Here is an 18643-nt window from a genome sequence, read left to right as displayed (position 1 = left end):
GCTGACGGTAGTACGGTCACGCCGCTCGGTGACGGGTGTTGACCAGGCTCATTCGTCCAGGTCGGTGCGCTTGTCGGCGTGATTGTCGGTGCGCTTGTCGGTGCGCTCGCCGGCGTGCTCGCCGGTGCTCCCGCCGCCGTCCTCGTCGTCCAGGTCGATGGGCTCGGAGTCGGCCGGGTCGGGGGCCGACCAGCGGCGCTCGTGCCCGGCCACGGCGGCCCGGTAGGCGGCCAGCAGTTCGCTGCCGGCGGCGCTCAGATGGGCGAACACGTCGGGGTTCTCGGCCTTCACGCGGCCGAAGAGCCGCTCGGCCTGACCGCCCACCGCCGAGGCCAGTCTGCGCACCTCGTCGACCAGCGGGTTGTCGACAGGATCTGAACTGTTCATGACGCGCGCCTCCCGGTGCCGCGGCGGCGGCTCGCGCCAAAGCGGCGCGTCCACCCGGTCCCCTCAGACGCTACCGGGTCGCGGCGCCCGACCGGGATCGCTAACTCGAGCGCGGCCAGAGGTCCGGGTCAGGAGCGAAGCGCAACGTCAACTCCCCGTCGCGCAGCGCCGCCCCGGCCACCGTGCAGCGGCGCAGCGCACCGGGCAGCGGCAGGATCCGCCGGTACGGACCCAGGCCGACCACCAGTTCGTCGCCGCGCCGCATCAGCTCCAGGTCGGCCCGCTCGGCACCGGGCGCGGCCAGCCGCCAGAGCAGCACGCCGTCCTCGGCCAGCCGGTCCTCGGCGGTCCACGGCCACGAGGCGCCCGGCTGCGGGCCCGGCCCGCCGCCGTAGAGCTGGGCGGCCACCGCGTCGGGGTCGGCCGCCGTCCGGTCCGCCGTCAGCAGCGGTACGCCCAGCCCGATCCCGCCCAGCCGCGCCCGCTCGGCGGCGGCCTGCCCGGCCAGCCAGGGATCGGCGGAGTCCAACGCCGCGGCGGGCAGCGCGCGGTGCGCGACCACGGCGTCCACCCGGTGGCCGAAGAGCGCGAGCCCGGCGGCGGCCCGGCGCAGCCCGGGCACCGAGCCGGCGTCGGCGTCCAGCACCAGGCGCACCGAAGTGCGCGCCGACTCGATCACCGCGCGGGTGGCGGCCAGCTCGCCGGCCACCCAGGCGCGGGCGGAGTAGAGCCAGTCGGCGGGCATCGGCACCCCGGCGACGGCGGCCAGCAGCGGGCGCAGTGCCCGGGCCGCCTGGCGCTGCTCGGGCAGCAGCCTGGTCAGGTACCGGTCCAGTTGCTCGGGCAGCGCGAGCGCGGCGGTCAGCTCGGCCGGCGGCGGGGCGGCGGCCACCACCAGGTCGTACCGGTCGGCGGGCACCCGCAGCGCCCGCAGCAGGGCGAGCTGGCGGGTGCCGGGCAGCGCGGTCAGCTCGTCCGGCTCCAGCGGTTCGACGCCGAGCAGGTCGAAGCCGCGGCGCAGCTTGCCGTCCAGACCGGCCACGGCGGCGCGGAACGCCTGCTGCTCGTCGATCCGCGCGGCGTGCAGCGACCCGGGGGCGGCCGCGCCCTCGGCCGCGCCCTCGGCCGGGCCCGGCGCGGCGGCGGGGTCAGGGCACTGGGGCGGATGGGCGAGGCCGGGGCCGTCGAGCGAATGAGCGGACCCGGGGCCGTCGAGCGGGCCCGGCGCGGCCGCGGGCAGCGGGACGGGCCGCGCCTCGGCGGCGAGCCGCAGTCCGAGCGCCTCGTCGACCAACCGGTGCGGGTCGTCGGCGGCCAGCAGCAGGGTGCGCAGGCCCTGCCGGGCGCCGTGCAGCGCGGTGGCGGCGGCCACCACGGGCACCGCGGCGGCGTCGCCGGTGACCAGCACGGTGCGGGTCACGGTGCGGGTCACGGTCAGCTCGCCGCGCTGCCGGGCTTGCTCTCGACGCGCTTCTTCAGGCCGGCCAGCGCCCGGTCGATGATCACCTTCTCGGCCTTGCGCTTGATCATGCCCAGCATCGGGATCTTGACGTCCACCGCGAGCTGGTAGGTGACCTCGGTGCCGCCGGCCGCCGGGGCCAGCGCGTAGGAGCCGTCCAGCGAACGCAGCATCTGGCTCTTGACCAGCGTCCAGGAGACCTCGCGGTCGGCGTCCCAGGTGTAGGCGAGCACGTGCTCGTCGCGGATCGCCCCGGCGTCCAGCAGCAGCCGGACCTGCTCGGCCCGCCCGTCCGCGCCCCGGCCGAGCACCTCGATCTCCTTGACCTCACCCGTCCACAGCGGATACGCCTCGAAGTCGGCGATCACCGCCATCACCTCGGCCGCCGTCGCCTCGATGACGATGCTCGACCTGGTGTGTTCCGCCATGGGTGGGCCTCCGAGTTGTCCCGTCTCCGGTGCGCTCGACGTCGTCAAGTGCGATCGAAGGCTATCGCGGCCGAAGCGGCCCGTTACCCCATGGGGCACGGGCCCCGGGGCTACCGGCGGGTCACCCGCACGCTGCCGTAAGGTGCGTTCCGCAACGATCAGCAGCTCACCTGAGCGGTGTGACACTTCGAACAGAGCGGCTGACCCCCCTACCCGAATCTGACTACTGGGCAGTAACGTCCTGCCGTCCCGCAGCGTCGCAGACGAGGAGCAGCAGTGCTCGACTTCAGCCTTCCGGCCAGCTACCAGGTCCCGAGCGGTGGCAACCTCTCGGACCTGGTCCACCAGAACGCCACCCAGCACCCCCGGGTCGCGGTGGTCAGCCGGAAGCTGGAGGGCCGCTGGCAGGAGGTGACCGCCGCGGCGTTCCTCACCGAGGTGCACCGCGCCGCCAAGGGCCTGATCGCCGTCGGTGTCCAGCCGGGCGACCGGGTCGCCGTGATGTCGCGCACCCGCTACGAGTGGACGCTGCTCGACTTCGCGATCTGGTGCGCGGGCGCGATCACCGTGCCGGTCTACGAGACCTCCTCCGCCGAGCAGGTGCAGTGGATCCTCGGCGACTCCGGCGCGGTCGCGGTGGTCACCGAGACGGACAGCCACGCCGCCGTCGTCGAGTCCGTCCGCGACCGGCTGCCCGACCTGGCGCACACCTGGCAGATCGAGCGCGGCGCCCTGGCCGAGCTGGCCGCCGCGGGCAGCACCGTGTCGGACGCCACGGTCACCGAGCGCCGGTCGATCCCGACCGAGGACTCGATCGCCACCATCGTGTACACCTCGGGCACCACCGGGCGCCCCAAGGGCTGTCAACTGACCCACGGCAACTTCCTGGCCGAGTGCGGCAACGTGGTGGCCCGGATGCCGGAGCTGTTCCGCACCGGCGAGAGCTCGGTGCTGCTCTTCCTGCCGCTGGCCCACGTGCTGGGCCGGATCGTCGAGATCGCCGCGGCGATCGCCCCGATCAAGCTGGGCCACGTCTCGGACATCAAGGACGTCACCGCCGAGCTGGCCGCCTTCCGCCCCACCCTGATCCTGGGCGTGCCGCGGGTCTTCGAGAAGGTCTACAACACCGCCAGAGCCAAGGCGCAGGCCGACGGCAAGGGCAGGATCTTCGACCAGGCCGCCGCCACCGCGATCGCCTACAGCCGGGCGCTGGACCAGGGCCGGCCCGGGCTACCGCTCCGGCTCAAGCACGCGGTCTTCGACAAGCTGGTCTACAGCAAGCTGCGCGCCGCGCTCGGCGGCCGGGCCACCCACGCGATCTCCGGCGGCGCGCCGCTGGGCGAGCGGCTCGGGCACTTCTACCGGGGCATCGGCTTCACCGTGCTGGAGGGCTACGGCCTGACCGAGACCTGCGGCGCCACCGCGTTCAACCCGCACGACCGGCAGAAGATCGGCACGGTCGGCCAGCCGCTGCCCGGCTCCGCGGCCCGGATCGCCGAGGACGGCGAGGTGCTGCTGAAGGGCCCGCAGGTCTTCACCGGCTACTGGAACAACCCGACCGCCACCGCCGAGGCGCTGCAGGACGGCTGGTTCGCCACCGGTGACCTCGGCACCCTGGACCAGGACGGCTTCCTGACCATCACCGGCCGCAAGAAGGAGATCATCGTGACGGCCGGCGGCAAGAACGTCGCCCCCGCGGTGATCGAGGACCGGATCCGGGCGCACCCGCTGATCGGCGAGGTGATGGTGGTCGGCGACCGCCGTCCGTTCATCGCCTGCCTGGTCACCATCGACGAGGAGTTCCTGCCCAAGTGGCTGGAGCTGAACCACCGCCCGGCCGCCGCCGTGGCCGAGCTGCGCCAGGACCCGGCGCTGCTCGCCGCCGTGCAGGAGGCGGTGGACGAGGGCAACAAGGCGGTCTCGCACGCCGAGGCGGTGAAGAAGTTCGCCATCCTGGAGACGGACTTCTCCGAGGCCAACGGCTATCTGACGCCCTCGCTCAAGCTCAAGCGCAACGTGGTGCTGAAGGACTTCGCCGCCGAGGTCGACGCCCTCTACCAGAAGAAGTAGCCGGCCCCCGGGCCGGACCTCCCGGGGTGGGTCTCCCGACCCGCCCCGCCCCGTCCTGTCCCGCTCCGGTCTGTCCCGCTCCGGCCCGGTCCCGGGAACCGGGCGGCCCCCCTCAGGGCCGGTCGGGCCCGGCCAGCAGTCCGCCGAGGCGCTCGGCCAGCAGGTCCCAGCGCCAGGCGTCCTCCACCCAGCGCCGCCCGGCCGCACCCAGTTCGCGGCGCAGCGCCTCGTCGCCGAGCAGCCGCACGATCCGCTCGGCGACCGCCCCGGGCGAGCCGCCGGGCACCACGTAGCCGGTCTCGCCCTCCCGCACCGCGTCCGGCGCGCCGCCCGAGTCGCCCGCCACCACCGGCAGCCCGGTGGCCGAGGCCTCCAGGTAGACGATGCCGAGCCCCTCCACGTCCAGTCCGCCGCGCCTGGTCCGGCAGGGCATCGCGAAGACGTCCCCGGCGCCGTAGTGGGCCGGCAGCTCGGACCACGGCACCTCCCCGGTGAACCGCACCGAACCGGCCACCCCGGTGCGCTCGGCGAGGCGGCGCAGGTCGGCCAGGTAGGGCCCGCCGCCGACGATCAGCAGCACCGTGTCCGGCTCGGCGGCCAGGATCCGCGGCATCGCCTCGATCAGCGTGTCCTGCCCCTTGCGCGGCACCAGCCGGGAGACGCAGACCACCACCGGGCGGTCGGTCAGCCCGAGCGCCGCGCGCACCTGGGCCCCGCCCGACTCCGGGTGGAAGGTCTTCTCGTCCACCCCCGGCGGCAACTGCGCCATCCGCGCGGCCGGCCCGGGGCCCACCGCCGCGGCGATCCGCGAGCGGGTGTACTCGCCGAGGTAGGTGAGCGTGTCGGTGCCCTCGCCGATCCGGCGCAGCAGCTGCCGGGAGGCCGGCAGCTGCGCCCAGGCGGCCTCGTGGCCGTGCGTCATGCCCAGCAGCCGGCGCGCACCGGCACGGCGCAGCGCGGGCGCCATCAGACCCAGCGGCGCGGCGGCGCCGAACCAGACGGTGTCGCAGCCCTCGGTCCGGAGCAGCTCGGCGGCGCGCCGGGTGACCCGGGGCGTGGGCAGCAGCATCGTGCTCCGGTCCCGGACCACGGGGAACGGCTGCTCGGCGTCGAACCGCGCGACCTCGCGGCCGTCGCGCCAGGATGAGGCATACACCACAATGTCACCCGCGGGTTGGCGGGTGGCCATGTTGTGGACGAAGGCCTGGATTCCGCCGGGGCGTGGGGGAAAGTCGTTGGTGACGACAAGGGTCTTGGGCATACTGTCCACGGCTCGCTCGGTCGGGGGGTGCGCGGTTCACCGCTCGGTGATCCGTACCATAGGTCACCATGCCGATGCGGCGGGAACGGTTGAGGGACCCGGAACCGTTTCCCCCGTGGCTCTGTCCTAGCCGACACGGGTTCAGGCGGGTGCGCGCAGCGAACGAGGGAGCACAGTGGAGTTGGCCAAGGACGGCCCGGCCGACCAGGACGGCAGCAGTGGCGGCGGTCTCGCCCTCGCCGTACCCCCACCCCCCGGCTCCACCGCCGTGACGCCCGCCGCGCCATCGCGCCGCGCCGCCTGGCGGGTCGGCGGCAGCTGGGTGCTCACCCGGACCCTGCTGATCCTGCTGGTCACCGGCGTGCTCAAGATAGCGCCGATGGACGTGACCACCGACGTCTCGGTGATCTACCACGGCTGGTACCAGGTGCTGCAGACCGGCACCTTCCCGATGGACGACGTCACCTGGCAGTACCCACCGGGTGCCGCGCTGGTGATCCTGGCCCCCGGCCTGCTGCCCTGGTCCTACCTGACCTCGTTCTTCGTGCTCTGCGGGCTCTTCGACACGCTCGCGATGGGCATGCTGCTGCGCTCCGGCCTGCGCCGCGGGCGCAGCCTCGCCGGTGCCTGGATCTGGGTGATCGGGGTGCCGCTGCTGGGCCCGACCGTCTACTGCCGCTACGACATCCTGGTCACCGCGATGGCCGTGACCGGCCTGCTGGTGATCCTGCGCCGCCCGGTGCTGGGCGGCATCCTGCTGGGCGTGGGCGGGCTGATGAAGCTATGGCCGCTGCTCGGCCTGGCCGGCACCCCGCGCGGCCGGCGGACCCGGCGCTCGTGGACCTCGGCGGTGGCCGCGGTCGCCGCGCTCTCCTTCCTGCTGGCCGCGGGCATGAACGGGGCCTTCCAGTTCCTCACCTTCCAGGCCGACCGCGGCGTCGAGGTGGAGTCGCTGGGCGCGCTACCGCTGCACTTCGCCAAGATGTTCGGCGGCTGGCACGGCGCGGTCACCATGAACTACGGCTCGGTGGAGTTCCTGGGCCCCTGGGTGCCGGTGATCTCCAAGCTCGCGGTGGGCGCGACCCTGGCCGGCTTCGCCTGGCTGCTCTACTGGCGGTTGCGGGCCCGCCGCTGGCAGCCCTCCACCACCTACGACGCGGCCCTGGCGGCACTGCTGATCTTCACCGTGACCAGCCGGGTGATCAGCCCGCAGTACCTGGTCTGGCTGGTCGGCCTGGCGGCGGTCTGCCTGACCGTGCGCGGTACCAGCCAGCGGCCGGTGGCGGTGCTGGTCCTGGTGGCGACGGTGCTGACCACGCTGGAGTTCCCGATGAACTTCGGCCAGGTGGTCAACAGCATGCCCTGGGGCGTGACCGTGCTGGCCTCCCGCAACCTCACCCTGCTGGCCGCCACCCTGCTCTCCTGCCGGCGGCTGTGGCGCTCCACCCAGGGCCCGGCGCCCGCGGCCGCCGTCGAGCGGGCCGCGCTGCCGGAGGAGCCGGAGCAGACGTACCCGGTGCGCCCGGGGATCGCCTACGAGCAGAGCCTGCTGGACGACATCCAGCGCGGCTGAGCCACCGCCGGCCGGGCCACCACCGGCCAGGCCGCTGCCGAGCCCTGAGCCACGGGCGCCTGCCGCCCCGCCGCCGCTCAGCCGGCAGGCCCCCCAGACGGTGGGCCCTCAGCCGGCCGGCCCGACCTCGCGGAGCACGGCGGCGATCCACCGCCGGGTGAACTCCGCCAGCCCGTAGCCGAGCCGGTCGCCGAGGACCCGGTCCAACTGCTGCGCGCGACCAGCACCGGGCCCTGCCGCGCCGACCGCCCGGTAGACGTCCACCAGGGCCTGCTGCCCGTGCTCGGCTGCGATCAGGCCGCAGGCCAGCCAGGAGAGCTCGTAGGCCTGGGCGATGCCGGTGGAGCCCGCTGAGAAGTCGGCGTCGGTGGGCAGCGCGGTGGGGAGCTTGCCGGCCGCCACGTCCGAGGTCAGCTCGGGGGCGATCTGTCGGGCGGTGCGGCCGGTGCCCAGGTAGCCGGTGTAGTCGGCGACCCCCTCGGAGAGCCAGAGCGGGGTCCACGGGTGGGTGTCGGCCCTGGTGGCCACATGGGTGCTCTCGTGGGTGATGACCACCTGCTTGCCGAACGCGCTGAGCAGGCGGAACGCGTCCGGGTTGACCAGCACCCGGTCCGCCGGGGTGTGCACCGGGGCGCCCGCGGCCGCGCTGGTGACCGCGGCTATGTCCGCGTACGAGCTCGGGTCGACCCCGAGCAGCCGGGTGAACTGGACCTCGCTGGTCGGCAGCTGGAGCACCAGCCGGCCCGCCCAGGCGGTGCCCCACACCGCGCTGACGGCGGGTACCGCGCGGTCCGCGACGGCGGCCAGCCCGGTCAGCTCCGCCGGCGCGGCCGGCCCGAGGACCACGCACCGCGCCCCGCGCACCGGCATCGGGTCGCCCAGGTCCCAGGGAGCGGCAGCGCTGCCCGGCGCCGCGCTCTCCTCGCCCAGCGCGCCACCGGCCAGGGTGAACCGGCGGCCCAGCACCACCGGGTAGTCGTCGAAGCCCGCCAGCCGGTAGGAGAGCTCGGCGCTCACCGCGGTGGCGTCCCAGGAGGTCGCGCGGTAGTCCAGCTGGGCCAGGTCGAGCGCGGCCAACCGCCCGGTGCGCAGCGCCCGGGCGTGCGCGGCCAGCAGCGCGGCCAGCGGCGCGGCGCCGAGCACCTGCGGGGCGGCGGGCGCTCGGGGCGGCAGCACCCGGGGCAGCGAGAGCTGGGCCAGCGCACCGGCCGCCAGCAGCAGCGCGGCCCGCCGCGAGACCCCGCCACCCGCGGCGGGGTCGGCCGGAGCGTCGGCCGAGAGGTCTGCGGGGGTGTCGTCAGGGGTGTCGGCAAGGTGGTCGGCCGGAGCGTCGGCCATGAGGTCGGCCGGCTGCCGCTGCCACGCCTGGGCGCTCAGACCCGCACCACCGCCGCCACCGGCATCGCCGAGACGTTCTCGTAGCGCACCCGGGCCCCGGGGTAGGGGGCGTGGATCACCGTGCCACCGCCGACGTACATGCCGACGTGGTGCATGTCATGGAAGAAGATCACCAAGTCTCCCGGTCGCGCCTCTGCCAGGCTCACCCGCTGCCCGCCGAACGCCTGCGCCTGCGAGGTGCGCGGCAGGCTCACTCCGGCCTGCCGCCAGCTCCAGTACATCAGACCCGAGCAGTCGAAACTGCCGGGCCCGGTCGAACCGTAGACGTACGGCGAGCCGAGCTTGCTCAGCGCCGCCGCCACCGCGGCCGCCGCCCGGTCCGAGGCGGGGGGCTGGGTGCCCAGGTCGACCCGGTCCGCGCCGCGCGTCGCCCGCTCGTGCGCCTCCCGGGCGTCCTGCGCGAGCAGCTGGCTCCGCTCGGCGGCGGAGAGGCTGTTGAGCAGCGCCTGGGCGCTCTTCAGCCGCTGCTGCACCTGCTGCTTGCTCCGCGCCAGCGTGTCGCGCACCGTCTCCAGCTCGGCCAGCTTGGCGCCGGCCTCGGTGCGCCGCTGGTCCAGCCGGCGCTGCTGCTCCAGCACCTCGTGCAGCGAAGCCGCCTGCTGCCGCCCGGCCTCGGCCAGGCTGCGCGCCTTGACCAGGTAGCCGGCCGGGTCGGAGGAGAGCATCAGCTGCACGGTCGGGTCCATCCCGCCGGAGCGGTACTCGGCGGCCGCGACGGTGGCCAGGTCCGAGCGCATCCGGTTGAGGGTGTCCTGGCCCTGCGCCACCTGGTCCTGCAGGCTGCTGGTCTCGGTCTGCAGGCGCTTGGCGTCCTCCTCGGCGGCGTTGGACTTCTCGGAGGCCTGCTCGGCCTCCGCGTAGAGCTGGTCCACCTGCGCCTTGACGTCCTTCTTGTCCGGCTTGGCCGGCGCGCCCTGCGCGGTGGCCGTCATCGCCAGGGCGGTGGTGGCGGCGGCGGTGACCGCCAGCACCCGGGCGAATCGGCGCGCGGTGCCCGACGGGGGTGTGATCGCCATCGGCTGACGACTCCAATCGCCGTGAGAGCTCGGGGTGAGCCCTCGGAGGAGCTGAGGTCCGAGCGCAGACGTTAGCGAGTCAGGACGGATGAGTCCAAACCCCCACCGATACGAATATTTGATCCACAATCGGACACCAGAACGCCGAAAGCCCGGCCTCCGTGCTGGAGACCGGGCCTGGGTGACGCCCCGCCAGGGACGTCGGGTACGTCAGGAGCCGTCAGGGGCGGACGATCGCCTCGATCCCCATCACGGTGGCCGACTCGTACTTGACGTTCTCACCGGCACGCGGCGCGTGGATCATCACACCGCCACCCACGTACATGCCGACGTGGCCGTAGTTGTTGAAGATCAGCAGGTCGCCCGGCTGCGCGTTGGCGATGTTGGTGCCCTCGTTGGTGCCGCTCGCGGCCTGCTCCTCGGAGGTGCGCGGCAGCGAGACCCCGGCCTGCGCGTAGGCCCACTGCATCAGGCCCGAGCAGTCGAAGGTGCTGGGACCCTCGGTGCCGTACTTGTACGGCGAGCCGAGCTTGCTCTCGGCGGCGGCGATCGCGGCGGCGGCGGCCGAGCTGCCGGTGGTCGGCGCGGCAGGCGCGGCCGGTGCGGTGGCCGTGCCGGAGGAGCTGCCCAGGTCGGTGCGGGAGGAGTCGCGCGAGGCGGCGGCCTGGGCGTCGGACTGCGCCTTGGCGGCAGCGGCCGCCTTCGCCTGCGCGGCGGCCTGGTCGGCGGCGGCCTTGGCGGCGGCGTCGGCCTTCGCCTGCGCGGCGGCCATCTGCTGGCGCTGCTGCTCGGTGAGCGAGTTGAGCAGGCTCTGGGCCTGCGCCAGCTTGGCCTGGATGGTCGCCTTGGCCGTCTTCAGCTGCTGGGTGGTGGCGTCCAGGGCGGCGAGCTTGGTCTGCGCGTCGGACTTGGACTGGTCGAGCACCCGCTCATCGCCCTGCAACTCCTTCAGCGTCTCCGCCTGGGTGCTGTTGAGCTGGCTGATCGAACTGGCCTGGGTGAGGAAGCTGTCCGGATTGGACGAGAGCATCATCTGGACGGTCGGCGATATGCCGTTGTTGGCGTACTGGTCGGCGGCCACCGAGGCCAGCCCGGCCTGCAGGTTGGTCACCTGGTCCTGCTGCCGCGCCACCTGGTCCTGCAGGTCGCCGACCTGCTTCTGCAGCGTCTGCTGCTGGGCCTGGGCCCCGTCGTACTGCTCGGTGGCCTGCTCCGCCTGGTTGTTCAGATCGTCGACCTGGGACTTGACCTGGTCGAGCGAGGGCGCCGGGTCGGCGTGCGCCGCGCCCTGCGAGGAGAGCGCCATGGCGGTCGCGGCGGCGGCGGTCAGGATCGACGCGCGGGTACGACCGACGGGCTTGGGACGACGATGGGACGCCACGAATCCTTCTTCCCTCGAACCGCCTACCGGGTGAGCTGACGGGTTCGGGCTGGAAGAGATGCCCTACGACGCCTCACCGGCCCGTGGCCGACCTGGCGCCGATTCACCCCGAGGAACGTGGTTCCCCGGCTCCGGTCCGCAGCCTTCCCGAAGGAGATCCGTCGGGCAGTCAACTGCCCGTGCTGCTTTCCAGACTCGGCGGTGCCCGCGCCGTCACCCGGGTCGGGTGATCACCATCGCGTGGGTCTGATTGCCGACCCTAGTAACAAATCTGTGATCCGTTCAAATCCTTGTCGGAAAAACCCGGAAACTTTGACTCTCCGTGCTAGGGGGATCACCGGCAAGTGATCACACGGTGCACGAAGAAGTGTCCCCCGTCACACGCGAAGGGTGACGGGGGATCAGCAGTGCGCCCGGCACGGCGGGGCGACGGTGGGTCAGGGCCGGCGGATCGTGTTGATCTGACCGATCGAGACGGCGTCGGCGATCCGGACCACGTCACCGGTGTGCGGCGCGTGCACGGCCTTGCCGTTGCCGATGTACATGGCCACGTGGTGCCGGTCGCTGCCGTAGATGATCAGGTCGCCGGGCTGCGCGTTGGCGATGTTGGTGCCCACGTTGGCGCCCACCGTGGCCTGCTCCTGCGAGGTGCGCGGCAGCGAGACGCCGGCCTGCGCGTAGGCCCACTGCATCAGGCCCGAGCAGTCGAAGGTGGTGGTGCCGGTGGCGCCCCAGACGTAGGAGTCGCCGAGCCGGCTGAGCGCCTCCTGGACGGCCTGGCCCGCGTAGCCGGAGGCCGGCGGCAGGTCCAGGGTGCTGAGGTCGGTGCGGGCGCTGCTGCGCGAGGCGCGGTCCTGGGCGGCGAGCTGGGCCCGCTGCGAGGCGCTCAGCGAGTTGAGCAGCTTCTGCGCGGCGGCCAGCTTGGCCTGCACGTCCGCCTTGGCCTGGTTCAGCTCCTGGGTGGCCGAGTCCAACTGGGCCAGCGTGTCGGCCGCTTCCTTCTTCTCCTGGTCGAGGTTGCGCTCCTGGCTCTGCACGGACCTCAGCGCGTTCGCCTCGGTGCTGGAGGCCACCTGCATGCTGGACGCCTGGTCCAGGTAGGCGCTCGGGTTGGAGTTGAGCATCAGCTGGACGGACGGATCGATCCCGCCGTTCTGGTACTGGTCGGCCGCCACCCCGGCCAGGCCGGTCTGCAGCTGGGTCACCTGGTCCTGGGAGCGCGCCACCTGGTCCTGCAGCTGGGAGGCCTGCTGGCGCAGCTCGTCGCCGCGCTCCTTGGCGCCGTCGTACTTCTCGGCCGCCGCTTCCTGCTGGTTGTTCAGGTCGTCGATCTGCGCCTTGACCTGGTCGATCGTGGGCGCCGGATCAGCCCAGGCCCCACTCTGCGAGGAGAGTGCGACCGCGGTCGCCGCAGCGGCGGTGAGCACGGAGATCCGCGCGCGGCTCGACTGCTTGGGACGGCGGTGGGACGCCAAGGGACTGCTCCTTCTTCTACCGGTCTCACCCGAACGGATGAGTGGCCGGAAAAATAGGTTTGACGCCAGACCCTAGTGAACATCAGATCCCCGCGCCACTCCCCCGTGGTCACCAACCACCTGTCACCCGCAGGTGTTCACCTGGTCTTCACCAGCTGAGCGCTGGTCAACTGCGCGCCAGCCGGTTCAGCAGCAGCACCGAGGCGACCGGGCGCGCACCGGCCTTCCGCACGCCGTCGGCCACCTCCCGGTCGGCCGAGACCACCACCACCGGACGGCCCTGCGGCTCGGCCCGCACCAGCTGCCGGATCAGCTCGTCGGCGGTCTGCCCGGTCCGGCTGAACCGCACCCGCACCCCGCGCGGCGGTGCCATGATCACCGGCACGTCCAGGTCCTGGCCGTCGAAGACGCAGGTCACCTCGGCCTGGGTGCGCTGCGCCAGCATCGCGAGCCCGCCCAGCAGCCGCATCCGCTGCTGCTCCAGCGGCAGTGTCGGATAGCCGGTCTTGGTCACGTTGTAGCCGTCCACCACCAGGTGGACCTGCGGGATCGCCAACAGCTGGTCGAGCAGCGCCGGGTCGTCCTCGGCCAGCCCGCGCCGGGCCACGTCGTGCGGCGAGGCCGAGCCCGGGACCACCGCGTCCACCAGGTCGGCCGGGTGCAGTTGGGTGACCGGCAGCGCCAGCTCGCGCTGCAGGCCCTGGGCCGACTGCAGCACCGTGTCGAGCAGCAGCCGCAGCCGCATGTCCTCCACACTGCGCCCCTCGCGGGCCGAGCGGCGCCCGGCCTCCAGCGCGGTCTCCAGCTCGGCCACCCGGTGCTTGAGCCGCCGGGCCTCGCTCTCGGCGGCGCCGCGCTCGGTGGCGGCGGCCCCGGCGGCGGCGGTCAGCTCGGCCTGCAGCTTGCGGCTCTCGGCCTGGGCCCGGCGGGTGTCGCTCTCCAGCCCGCGCAACTTCTTGCGCAGCGCCTCCAACTCCTTGCGGGTGCCCTCGGCCTCCGCGCGCTGGCGCTCCAGGTCGGCACGGGCCGCCGCGCGGGTGGCGGTCAGCTCCTCCTGGAGCTTCTCCACCAGTCGGGCCGACTCGGCGGCCGCGTCCTCGGCACCGGCCCGCTCGGCCTGCTCACCGGCCTCGGCGACCAGCCTGGTCCAGCCGCGACTGCGCAGCAGGTAGGCGGCGGCGGCCACGTCCAGCGGCTCGGCCGCGCCCGGCACCTGGCCCGCCTCCAGCGCCTTGACCAGGTCCGGCTGGCCCAGCCGCAGCCGGTCCGCTATCCGCAGCCGGAAGGCCGGCTCGGCCTCCAGCGCGGCGGCCAGTGCGGTGCCGGCGTACTTGGCCCGCCGGGCCGGGGTGAACTTGGCGTACGGGCGCAGCGAGGCCGGCAGCTCGGTCGGCGCCAGGCCACCGAGCGCGTCGGCCGCCAGGCCGACCACGCGTCGGCGCACCCCCTCGGGCAGCGGGCGGTCCAACTGCTCGGCCGCCGCCGCTGCCTCCTGGCCGGCCTCCTCGCCCTCCGGGACGGTGCTGCCCGCGGCTTCCCCCGAGGCGGTCGCGGCGATCGCGGTGTCCGAGGCGTCCGAAGCGCCCTCGGTGTGCGAAGCGTCCGCGCCGACCGCGACATCCGCCGACAGCGTCGCCGGATCACCGGCAGTGGGCTGTGGCCCCTGCGGCTCCGCGGCCTCCCTGGCTGCGTCCATCGCGTCCTCGGCTCCGATCCTGATCTGCGCGGCTGCCCCGGCCCCCGCGGGCCGGGGCGTCCTGACTCACCGCCCGGTGACTGTCACCCGGTGCAATTGTCGCGTGCGCGGCCGCTGTTTTTCAGCAGTGCCCGTTTTCGGCGGGTGCCCGGTCGGGCGCCCGCTCAGCCCGCCCGCTCAGCCCGCCTGCTCGGCCTGGTCCGCGGCGGGGCCCCCGGCGTCGGGCCGGGCCACCAGCTCGACCTGGTCGACCGCGTTGCACCAGCGGCAGCGGATCGACTCCAGCGTCTCGCTGAGCACCTCGGTCTCCTCCACCTTGGGCTCGCCCGCCAGGTCGAGGTGCAGGTACTCGACCACCCGGGAGGAGCGGGTCACGTCGAAACGGGTGAGGTTGCCGCAGAGCGTGCAGCGCCAGCGGGTCTCGGCGGTGGGCGCGGGGACGGGCATGGGCGGGGTCCTCTCGGCTGGTACCTGGTCCGGGCCTGTGTGCCGGCCAGGTCTCAAGCCTAGGGCCTGATGCTGAGACGGCGGGCACCGGATACCGGTTCCCACCAGCGCTCCCGCCCTCTCGAACGCCTGCGCGCAGGCTCACCCGCTCGCCGTACACCCCGGTGTCACGGCCGCACCGGCGCGGAATGGATGCGCCATGGCAGACCAGCGCTCCGACGAGCCCGCCCCGCTCGTCACCTACCTCCTGATCGCGCTCAACTGCCTGGTCTTCCTGGCCGGCCCCAGCGGGGTCAACCCCCGGTACGGCGCGACCGAGGCCGCGCGCGCCTGCGCCGCCCAGCACTACCAGCAGCGCTGGGGGGCGGTCCCCGCCGAGCTGCTGAGCAACCGTCCGCTGAGCCCCGCCCAGCTGGCCGCGCTCACTCCTCCGGTGCCCGGCTGCCCGCTGCTGGCCACTCCGCACAAGGTGCCGGCCCTCTCCGTGCTCACCTCGCTCTTCGTGCACGGCGGCTGGCTGCACCTGCTGGGCAACATGCTCTTCCTCTTCATCTTCGGCGCCGGCGTCGAGGAGCGCTTCGGCCGGGTGCGCTTCCTCCTCTTCTACCTGGCCGTCGGCGTGCTGGCCGGGTACGGCTACGCGGCCCTGGGCGGACACGGCCCGGACTCGCTGCGCCCACTGGTCGGCGCCTCGGGCGCGATCGCCGGGGTGCTCGGCGGCTATCTGCGCCTCTACCCGCGGGCCAGGGTGACGGCGCTGGTCCCGGCGCTGCTCTTCCTGCCGCTGCGGCTGCCCGCCTGGCTGGTGCTCGGCCTCTGGTTCGCCGTCCAGTGGTGGTCGGTGCGCCAGGTCGGCAGCGGGGTCGCCTACCTGGCCCATGTGATCGGCTTCAGTGCCGGCTTCCTGGCCCTGTGGGTGGCGGGAAGGCGCGCCGGATACCCTGGCCCCATCCTCCCCCGGCCCCCGACCGGGGGGAGCCCCAGCCCAGGAGCCCAACCGTGATCACCGCCATCGTGCTCATCAGGACCAGCGTCGACCAGATCCCGGAGATCGCCGAGGCGATCGCCGCGATCGAGGGGGTCAGTGAGGTCTACTCGGTCACCGGTGGCTACGACCTGGTCGCCATGGTGCGGGTGCGCCGCCACGACGACCTGGCCGACGTGATCCCCGGCCGGCTCAACAAGGTGCCCGGGGTCGCGCACACCGAGACCCAGATCGCCTTCCGGACCTACTCGCAGCACGACCTGGAGGCCGCGTTCGCGCTCGGCCTGGACGGCTGACGCCCGCTCAGCGCCGGGTGTCGGCGACGCAGCGCCCGCCCTCGTTGCGGTAGTTCCACCGGGCGCCGTCGCTGACCAGCTCGCGCACCGCGCCCAGGAACCGCTCGATGTGCTCCTCGGGGGTGCCGGCCCCGAAGCTGACCCGGATCGCGTTCAGGCTGCGCTCCCCCGGCAGCGAGGGCTCAGGCGCCCCGCACTCCGAGACCTGGCCGGCCGGCGACTCGCCGCCGAGCAGCGTGCGCACCAGCGGGTGCGCGCAGAACAGGCCGTCCCGCACCCCGATCCCGTACTCGGCCGAGAGCGCCGCCGAGAAGTGCGAGCTGTTCCAGCCCCGCACCACGAAGGAGAGCACGCCGACCCGGGCCGCCCCGGTGCCGAACAGGCTGAGCACCTGGACCTCGGGGATCTCGGCCAGGCCGGCCGTCAGCCGCTCGATCAGCCGCTGCTCGCGCGCCTGGAGCGCCTCGAAGCCGGCCTCGGTCAGCGCCCGACAGGCGGCGGCGATGGCATAGGCGCCGATCACGTTCGGCGAGCCGGCCTCGTGCCGCGCCGGGCCCTGGTGCCACTCCACCGCCACCGAGCCGTCCGCCTCCCGGGCCACCGTGCGCGAGGCGCCGCCGCCGGCCAGGTAGGGCTCGGCCGCGTCCAGCCAGTCGCTGCGCCCGGCCAGCACACCCGCGCCGAACGGGGCGTAGAGCTTGTGGCCGGAGAAGGCGACCCAGTCCACGTCCAGCTCGCGCACCGAGACCCGGTGGTGCGGGGCCAGCTGCGCGGCGTCCAGCACCACCCGCGCACCGTGCTGGTGCGCGACCCGGGTCAGCTCGGCCACCGGCCACAGCTCGCCGGTGACGTTGGAGGCGCCGGTGACGCAGAGCAGCCGCGGGCCGGCCTGCTCGGCCGGGTTGGAGGCCGCCAGCGCCTCGGCGAGCGCGGCCACCGCCTCCTCGGGCGAGCGCGGTGCCCGCAGGTAGCTGACCGGCAGGCCGGCCTGGGCCCAGGGCAGCAGCGAGGCGTGGTGCTCGGTCTCGAAGGCGTAGACCCGGGTGCCCGCGGGCAGCGCGCCCGCCAGCAGGTTGAGCGAGTCGGTGGTGGCCCGGGTGAAGACCACCTGGTCGCCCTCGCGCAGGTCGAGGAAGTCGGCGACGGTGCGCCGGCTCTGCTCGAAGAGGTCGGTGGAGAGCTGCGAGAGGTAGCCGGCGCCGCGGTGCACGCTGCCGTAGTACGGGGCGTAGGCGGCGACCTCGTCCCAGACCCGCTGCAGGGCCGGCGAGCTGGCCGCGTAGTCGAGGGCGGCGTAGGCGACCTTCTCACCGGAGACCAGCGGGACCTGGACATCGGCACCGAGGACGGCGAGCGGGGCGCAGAGGTCGACAGAGGTGGACATGGGTGTGCACTCCTTCGGGGTCAGGACCCCGGGAGTGTGACAATGCCGGTGGTCCGCGCTTGCCGTGCGGACCTGTCGCCGCCTGGCCTGGTCTTCACCCAGGGCACCCCGCCACGGACGGAGGGTTGCCGGACAGCAAGCTGGGGCTTGTCGCGCTGTCACTCATGACCTGTCGCAGACTCTAGGTCAGTGCCCGAAGCGTGGTCAAACGACGTTCCAGCATGCGGACAGCAGGGCGCCCGCCGACCCCAGGGGTCGGCGGGCGCGACGGCGTTGACGGGGGGTCAGCGCGCGGTGGCCTCGGCCCAGCGCTTGAGCGTGTCCTGCGCCGCTCCGGAGTCGATCGCCTCGGTGGTGCGGGTCATCGCGGCGGCCAACTGCTCGACCAGCGGTGCCCCGGTCAGCTCCAGCGCGACCAGCGCCGCCGCCGAGTTCAGCACCACCGCGTCGCGCACCGGACCGCGCTCGCCGGCCAGCACCCGCCGCGCCACGCCCGCGTTGTACTCGGCGTCCGCGCCGCGCAGCTCCTCGATGCCCACCAGCTCGATGCCCAGCTCGCGCGGGTCGAGCACGGTCTCGGTGACGCTCCCCTGCCGCACCACCCAGACCCGTGAGGTGGCGCAGACGGTGAGCTCGTCCAGCCCGTCTTCGCCGCGGAAGACCAGCGCCGAGGAGCCGCGCTCGGCCAGCACCCCGGCGATCAGGCCCGCCAGCCGGGTGTCGAAGCAGCCGACCGCGTGCGCGGTGACGTGGGCCGGGTTGGTCAGCGGCCCCAGGATGTTGAAGGCGGTGGCCACCCCGAGGTCCCGGCGGGCCGGGGCGGCGTGCCGCATCGCCGGATGGAACTTGGCCGCGAAGCAGAAGGTGAGGCCGACCTCCTCGGCCACCTCGGCCACCCGCCGGGCGCTCAGGTCCAGCCGGATCCCCAGCCGCTCCAGGACGTCGGAGGAGCCGCTGGCCGAGGAAGCCGCCCGGTTGCCGTGCTTGACCACCTTGGCCCCGGCCGCCGCCGCCACGATGGCCGACATGGTGGAGATGTTGACGGTCTTCGCCCGGTCGCCGCCGGTGCCGACGATGTCCACGGCGGGGCCGGGAATGTGCAGCGGCTCGGCGTGCGCGTACATCGCCTCGACCAGTCCGGCGATCTCCGCCACCGTCTCGCCCTTGGCCCGCAGCGCGACCATGAAGCCGGCCACCTGCACCGGGCTGGCCTCACCGCTCATGATCCGGTCCATCGCCCAGGCGGTGTCCTGCTGGGAGAGATCGGCTCCGTCGAGCAGGGTGCTCAGCAGGTCGGGCCAGGTGCGGACCACCTGCACGGGGTCGCTACCGCCGTTCGCAGGGTTCACATTCACCATGGCCGACTCCAGCTCGCATCCGGTGTTCG

General features: G+C 73.8%; 16 protein-coding genes and 2 riboswitches. Of the genes, 4 read left to right on the top strand and 12 right to left on the bottom strand.

Features of this window, described 5'->3' with window-relative positions:
* Window positions 1–48: 48 nt before the first annotated feature.
* The 3 genes from OG455_RS29320 to OG455_RS29310 all read right to left on the bottom strand — a co-directional run bounded on the left by OG455_RS29320 (window position 49) and on the right by OG455_RS29310 (window position 2274).
* Window positions 49–387 carry a DUF5304 family protein gene (locus OG455_RS29320; RefSeq protein ID WP_266298806.1) on the bottom strand — a complete coding sequence of 113 codons (339 nt, stop codon included), beginning with the start codon at window positions 385–387 and terminating at the stop codon, window positions 49–51.
* Between the two features lie 100 nt (window positions 388–487).
* Window positions 488–1819 carry an ArsA family ATPase gene (locus OG455_RS29315; protein ID WP_266298804.1) on the bottom strand — a complete coding sequence of 444 codons (1332 nt, stop codon included), beginning with the start codon at window positions 1817–1819 and terminating at the stop codon, window positions 488–490.
* A 2-nt stretch (window positions 1820–1821) separates the two neighbouring features.
* Entirely contained in the window at window positions 1822–2274 is a 453-nt protein-coding gene (locus OG455_RS29310) for an SRPBCC family protein (protein WP_266298802.1), read from the bottom strand.
* A 276-nt stretch (window positions 2275–2550) separates the two neighbouring features.
* Here OG455_RS29310 and OG455_RS29305 point away from each other — a divergent pair, with 276 nt between their 5' ends.
* Window positions 2551–4344 (top strand): long-chain fatty acid--CoA ligase, encoded by a 1794-nt coding sequence (locus OG455_RS29305; RefSeq protein ID WP_266298800.1) that lies wholly within the window; start codon window positions 2551–2553, stop codon window positions 4342–4344.
* Between the two features lie 112 nt (window positions 4345–4456).
* On the opposite strand, the gene OG455_RS29300 is transcribed toward OG455_RS29305, so the two are convergent.
* Complete coding sequence (locus OG455_RS29300) at window positions 4457–5605, bottom strand: glycosyltransferase family 4 protein (protein WP_266298798.1); 1149 nt, start codon at window positions 5603–5605, stop codon at window positions 4457–4459.
* Window positions 5606–5780: 175 nt separating this feature from the next.
* On the opposite strand from OG455_RS29300, the gene OG455_RS29295 reads away from it, so the two are divergent.
* A complete protein-coding gene (locus OG455_RS29295; RefSeq protein ID WP_266298797.1) occupies window positions 5781–7178 on the top strand; it encodes a glycosyltransferase 87 family protein in 1398 nt (465 codons plus the stop codon).
* Between the two features lie 108 nt (window positions 7179–7286).
* Here the strand turns inward: OG455_RS29295 and OG455_RS29290 are convergent, their stop codons facing one another.
* The 6 genes from OG455_RS29290 to OG455_RS29265 form a co-directional block, all read right to left on the bottom strand.
* Complete coding sequence (locus OG455_RS29290) at window positions 7287–8516, bottom strand: hypothetical protein (RefSeq protein WP_266298796.1); 1230 nt, start codon at window positions 8514–8516, stop codon at window positions 7287–7289.
* 35 nt (window positions 8517–8551) lie between these two features.
* Window positions 8552–9592 carry a C40 family peptidase gene (locus OG455_RS29285; RefSeq protein ID WP_266298795.1) on the bottom strand — a complete coding sequence of 347 codons (1041 nt, stop codon included), beginning with the start codon at window positions 9590–9592 and terminating at the stop codon, window positions 8552–8554.
* A gap of 220 nt (window positions 9593–9812) precedes the next feature.
* Window positions 9813–10973 (bottom strand): NlpC/P60 family protein, encoded by a 1161-nt coding sequence (locus tag OG455_RS29280; RefSeq protein ID WP_266298793.1) that lies wholly within the window; start codon window positions 10971–10973, stop codon window positions 9813–9815.
* Window positions 10974–10979: 6 nt separating this feature from the next.
* Window positions 10980–11147, bottom strand: a riboswitch (cyclic di-AMP (ydaO/yuaA leader).
* Window positions 11148–11410: 263 nt separating this feature from the next.
* Window positions 11411–12448: an NlpC/P60 family protein gene (locus OG455_RS29275; protein ID WP_266298791.1), complete on the bottom strand. Its 1038-nt coding sequence runs from the start codon at window positions 12446–12448 to the stop codon at window positions 11411–11413.
* 166 nt (window positions 12449–12614) lie between these two features.
* Window positions 12615–14144: an NYN domain-containing protein gene (locus tag OG455_RS29270; protein WP_266298789.1), complete on the bottom strand. Its 1530-nt coding sequence runs from the start codon at window positions 14142–14144 to the stop codon at window positions 12615–12617.
* A gap of 177 nt (window positions 14145–14321) precedes the next feature.
* Window positions 14322–14591, bottom strand: a complete 270-nt coding sequence (locus tag OG455_RS29265) for a hypothetical protein (protein WP_266298787.1) — start codon at window positions 14589–14591, stop codon at window positions 14322–14324.
* A gap of 199 nt (window positions 14592–14790) precedes the next feature.
* Here OG455_RS29265 and OG455_RS29260 point away from each other — a divergent pair, with 199 nt between their 5' ends.
* On the top strand, window positions 14791–15594 hold the full coding sequence (locus OG455_RS29260) for a rhomboid family intramembrane serine protease (RefSeq protein ID WP_266298785.1): 804 nt from the start codon (window positions 14791–14793) through the stop codon (window positions 15592–15594).
* Complete coding sequence (locus OG455_RS29255; RefSeq protein WP_266298783.1) at window positions 15591–15872, top strand: Lrp/AsnC ligand binding domain-containing protein; 282 nt, start codon at window positions 15591–15593, stop codon at window positions 15870–15872. Before OG455_RS29260 ends, OG455_RS29255 begins: the two co-directional genes overlap by 4 nt.
* Before the next feature lie 7 nt (window positions 15873–15879).
* Here OG455_RS29255 and OG455_RS29250 read toward each other — a convergent pair whose 3' ends face one another.
* Together OG455_RS29250 and trpD are read right to left on the bottom strand one after the other, a co-directional pair.
* Complete coding sequence (locus OG455_RS29250) at window positions 15880–17256, bottom strand: aminotransferase class V-fold PLP-dependent enzyme (RefSeq protein ID WP_266298781.1); 1377 nt, start codon at window positions 17254–17256, stop codon at window positions 15880–15882.
* A 50-nt stretch (window positions 17257–17306) separates the two neighbouring features.
* A riboswitch (SAM riboswitch) is annotated at window positions 17307–17426 on the bottom strand.
* A 114-nt stretch (window positions 17427–17540) separates the two neighbouring features.
* Window positions 17541–18614: an anthranilate phosphoribosyltransferase gene (gene trpD, locus OG455_RS29245; protein WP_266298779.1), complete on the bottom strand. Its 1074-nt coding sequence runs from the start codon at window positions 18612–18614 to the stop codon at window positions 17541–17543.
* Window positions 18615–18643: the final 29 nt, after the last annotated feature.

The sequence above is a fragment of the Kitasatospora sp. NBC_01287 genome (genome assembly GCF_026340565.1).
Classification (GTDB): Bacteria; Actinomycetota; Actinomycetes; order Streptomycetales; family Streptomycetaceae; genus Kitasatospora.
The sequence above is the reverse complement of the archived record's forward strand: the minus strand, read 5'-3'. Positions and strand labels throughout refer to the sequence as shown.